Raw genomic sequence first — 4,233 nt, 5'->3', positions numbered from 1 at the left:
CGCGTGATGTGGGCCTGCTGGCGCGACGGCGCCTGCTACGACCCCGCCATTCACGAAGCCAACGGGAAGACCAACACATCCGCCGAGGTGCCCTTCGCGGCATAGAGGTTGACTCAGGAAACTCATGGCAGCTCCTTCAGGCCGAGGTCGGTCAGCAGGTCGCGGGCCAGGGTGAGTTCTGCGGCGATGCCGTCGGCGAGCCGGCCCCGGTCGCGGGGCCGCAGGTCCAGTGGCAGGGCCTGCCAGGTGTAGGTCTCGACCTCCAGGTGGTGGGTGAGCGGGTGCGGGCCGCCGACGAGCCGGGTCAGGGCGGTGCGCAGCACGGGGAGCGTGGCGGTCAGGGGTGCGGCGGGTGCCGCGTGCAGCGGGACGTGGAAGTGGGACCGCCAGGGCGCGGTGTCGGGCAGCGCGCCGCCGTGGACCGCCTCGGCGAGGTCGTCGGTGCCGTGCAGCCCGGTGTCGGTGAGGGTGCGGGTCTGGTGCAGGAAGCGGGGTTCGGCGAAGGCGGCGAGGGCCTCGCGGACCTCGGGGTGGCGCGGGTCGGCGGCGTGCAGGGCGGCGGACAGCTGGGACTTGACGATGCGGACGTCGGCCCGGGCGAGCGCGTCCAGGGCGGTGTCCGGGTCCTCGAAGGAGGTGGCGAGGTGACATGTGTCGACGCAGATGCCGATGCGGTCGTGGGCGAGCGCGGTGAGCGGGCCGATGGCGTCGGCGGTGGTCTCGATGATGCAGCCGGGTTCCGGCTCCAAGCCGACGCGGACGGAGCGGCCGGTCAACTCCCGCAGGGCGTCGAGGCGTTCGGCGAGGGTGCGCAGGGCGGTGCGGGCCGTCTCGGCGCGTCCGTCGTCCCAGTGGGTGCGCCAGGCCAGCGGCAGCGTGGAGACGCTGCCTTCGGTGACGTCGTCGGGGAGCAGCCCGGCGAGCACCCGGGCCAGGGACGTGGTGTGCTCCAGGCGTTCGGGGTCGGCCCAGTCCGGTGTGTAGACGCGGTACTTGACCTCCTCGGCGCCGAAGCCCTGGTACGGGAAGCCGTTGAGGGTGACGACCTCCAGGCCGCGCCGGTCCAGTTCGGAGCGCAGGGTGCGCAGGACGGCCGGGTCGGTGACGAGGGCGTGGGCCGCGTCCTTGGCGAGCCACAGGCCGATGCCGAGCCGGTCCCGGCCCAGCCTGCGGCGCACGGGTTCGCAGTGGTCGCGGAGTTGGGCGAGGACGCCGTCGAGGGTCTCCGCGGGGTGCACGTTGGTGCAGTAGGCGAGGTGGACGGTGCTGCCGTCGGGGTGCCGGAAGCGCATCGGTCACTCCCCGCCGCGCAGGATGGAGCTGCCCTCGTGGGTGGCGCCGGTCTCCGGGACGTCCAGGACCAGTCGGCCGCTGAGCCCGTAGAAGGCGACCGGGTTGCGCCACAGGACCCGGTCGACGTCGTCCTCGGTGAAGCCCTCGGCGAGCATCAGGTCGCCCACCTTGCGGGTCTTGAGCGGGTCGCTTCTGCCCCAGTCGGCGGCGGAGTTGACCAGTACCCGGTCGGGCCCGTACGCGCGCAGGATCGCGACCATCCGCTCCTCGTCCATCTTGGTGTCCGGGTAGACGGAGAAGCCGAGCCAACAGCCGCTGTCCTTTGCCTCCTTGACGGTGGTCTCGTTGAGGTGGTCGACCAGGACGTGGTCCGGGGGCAGTGCGGACTCCCGGACCAGGTCGAGGGTGCGGCGCAGCCCGGCGAGTTTGTCGCGGTGCGGGGTGTGCACCAGCGCGGGCAGCCCGTGGTCGGCGGCGAGCTGCAACTGGGCGGCCAGCGCGATGTCCTCGGCCGGGGTCATCGAGTCGTAGCCGATCTCGCCGACGGCCACCACCCGGTCCTTGACCAGGTACCGGGGCAGTTCGTCCAGCACGGGCGCGCACCGCGGGTCGTTCGCCTCCTTGGGGTTGAGGGCGAGCGTGCAGTGGTGGGCGATGCCGTACTGGGCGGCACGGAAGGGTTCCCAGCCGAGGAGCGAGTCGAAGTGGTCGAGGAAGGAGGCGGGCGCGGTGCGGGCCTGGCCGAGCCAGAAGGACGGCTCGACCACGGCGCGGACGCCCGCGCCGTGCATCGCCTCGTAGTCGTCGGTCGTCCGCGACGTCATATGGATGTGGGGGTCGAAGATGCGCATCAGGACTCCTTGCCGTGGGGGTCGTCCGTGGTGTGCGGCGGTGTCGCGGCCCCGGCCAGGGCCAGCACCCGGTACAGGTCGTCGGGCACCGGGCGGCCGGCGGCGGTACGTTCGGCGGCGTAGTCGTCGAGCATGCGGGCGAGTTCCGCGTCGCCGCGGGCGCGCCGGGGCAGGTCGGCCACCTCGTCCACCGGCACGCCGGTGAACAGGCACTTGAGGACGGCGTGCCGCCAGGCGTGGGCGTCCAGGTGGTGGGCGGCGTAGGGGCCGACGGCGGCAGCCAGGAGCCGGGTGTCGTTGGTGCGCAACGCGTCCTCGACCAGCGGGAGCGCCCCGGCGTCCGCCACGAGGTGCGGCAGGGCGTGCAGGACCGCGCGGCGTTCGTCGGCGGTGCCCTGCTGGTAGACGCGGGTGAGGGCGTCGGTGTCGGCGCGGGCGGCATGCAGGACGAGGACGCGGGCGGCGTCGGCGTGGGCGGGGCCGCAGCGTCGGCCGACCTCCGCGAGACGCAACTCCCAGGCGGATATGGGGCCTTGGCTGCCGGGGTGGGCGGCCGCCTCGGCGAGGGCGCGGTCCAGCCAGGTGCGGGCTGCGGTGTCGAGCCGGGCGTGCAGCCTCGCGTGGAGCCGGTCCGGCGGGGTGTGGGCGGGGCCGGGCACCGGGGTGCCGGGTGCGGGATGCCGGTGGGTCATGCGGTGCTCCCTTCGGGGGCGGCGGGGGGCTCACCGAGGGGCCGGGCGGTGTGCGGTGTGCCCGGTGCCGCGGAAGGGGCGGCGGTGGCCGCGGCGGCGCGCAGGAACGGCAGGGCGAGGGCGGCCTGTTGTGGCCCGGCGTGGGAGTGGCGGGGCAGTTCTACGACGGTCAGGCCGCGGTAGCCGGTGGCGGCGAGGGCCGCAAGGACGGGCGGGAAGTCGATCTCGCCGTCCCCGAAGGGCAGGTGTTCGTGGACGCCGCGCCGCATGTCCTCGATCTGGACGTGCCGCAGCCAGGGGGCGGCGGCGCGTACGCAGTCGGCGGGCGGGAGGGGTTCGAGGCACTGGCAGTGGCCGATGTCGAGGGTGAGGCCGAGGGGCTCGGGGTCGCCGAGGGTGCGGCGCAGCCGGTGGAAGTCGGCGAGGGTGGCGAGCAGATGGCCGGGTTCGGGTTCGACGGCGAGCGGGACGCCCGCGGTGGCGGCGGCGTCCAGCACCGGCGCGAGGCTGTCGGCGAGCCGCTGCCAGGCGGTGTCCTCGTCGGTGCCGGGCGGGATGGTGCCGCTGAAGCAGTGCACGGCGTGTGCCCCGAGGTCGCCGGCGACCCGCACGGCGCGGATCAGCAGGTCCACGCGGCGGGCGCGGGCCGCGGGGTCGGGGTCGAGCAGGGAGGGGCCGTGCTTGTGCCGGGGGTCGAGGACGTAACGGGCGCCGGTCTCCACGGTGACGTCCAGGCCGAGTCGGGTCAGCCGGTGGGCGACGCGGCGGGTGCGGGCGCCGAGGTCCGGGGCGAGCGGGTCGAGGTGCATATGGTCAAGGGTCAGTCCGAGGCCGTCGTAGCCGAGGTCGGCGAGGAGCCCGAGGGCGTCGTCGAGCCGCAGGTCGGTGAGGCCGTTGGTGCCGTAGCCGAAGCGGAGCGGCGGGCCGCCGGGGCCTGGTGCGGATGCCGGCGGCCCGCCGGGGCCTGGTACGGATGCCGGGGTGCACGGGGCAGTGGAGGATCGCGGACTCATGTAACGCTCACCCTCTTCGCAAACCGGCGGGCCAGCGGCGCCACAACCGCGGCCAGCAGCGCGCTTCCCGATGCGAGTGCCAAAGTGCACGGGGCAGTGGAGGACCGCGGACTCATGTAACGCTCACCCTCTTCGCAAACCGGCGGGCCAGCGGCGCCACAACCGCGGCCAGCAGCGCGCTTCCCGGTGCCCCGGCGCGGGCGCAGAGTGCGGCCTGGAGGGGGACGGTGGCGCGGATCCCGCCGCCGACGGCCCGCTGGGTGAGCTGCGCAGACGGATTGAGTACGGCGTGGAGGTAGGGCCGGCCGGCCGTGGCGGCGTAGGCGGCGCCGAGGGCGGCGCGCAGCACGTCCTCGGCGCCACCGGCGGTACGGCGGGGCCTTG

General features: G+C 74.7%; 4 protein-coding genes and 1 pseudogene. All 5 read right to left on the bottom strand.

Features of this window, described 5'->3' with window-relative positions:
- Positions 1-122: 122 nt before the first annotated feature.
- On the bottom strand, positions 123-1,292 hold the full coding sequence (gene eboE / locus ACWEKM_RS45955) for a metabolite traffic protein EboE (protein WP_451627272.1): 1,170 nt from the start codon (positions 1,290-1,292) through the stop codon (positions 123-125).
- A gap of 3 nt (positions 1,293-1,295) precedes the next feature.
- The gene (locus tag ACWEKM_RS45950) at positions 1,296-2,144 is read right to left on the bottom strand and encodes a TatD family hydrolase (protein ID WP_451627271.1); all 849 of its coding nucleotides are present in this window, start codon (positions 2,142-2,144) and stop codon (positions 1,296-1,298) included.
- Entirely contained in the window at positions 2,144-2,836 is a 693-nt protein-coding gene (locus ACWEKM_RS45945; RefSeq protein ID WP_451627270.1) for an EboA domain-containing protein, read from the bottom strand. Before ACWEKM_RS45945 ends, ACWEKM_RS45950 begins: the two co-directional genes overlap by 1 nt.
- The gene (locus tag ACWEKM_RS45940; RefSeq protein ID WP_451627269.1) at positions 2,833-3,849 is read right to left on the bottom strand and encodes a sugar phosphate isomerase/epimerase family protein; all 1,017 of its coding nucleotides are present in this window, start codon (positions 3,847-3,849) and stop codon (positions 2,833-2,835) included. Before ACWEKM_RS45940 ends, ACWEKM_RS45945 begins: the two co-directional genes overlap by 4 nt.
- A gap of 112 nt (positions 3,850-3,961) precedes the next feature.
- Positions 3,962-4,233: pseudogene (locus ACWEKM_RS45935) on the bottom strand (SCO3242 family prenyltransferase); the annotation flags it as partial.

The sequence above is a fragment of the Streptomyces sp. NPDC004752 genome (assembly GCF_053601275.1).
This window is presented reverse-complemented; position numbering and strand designations above follow the sequence as displayed.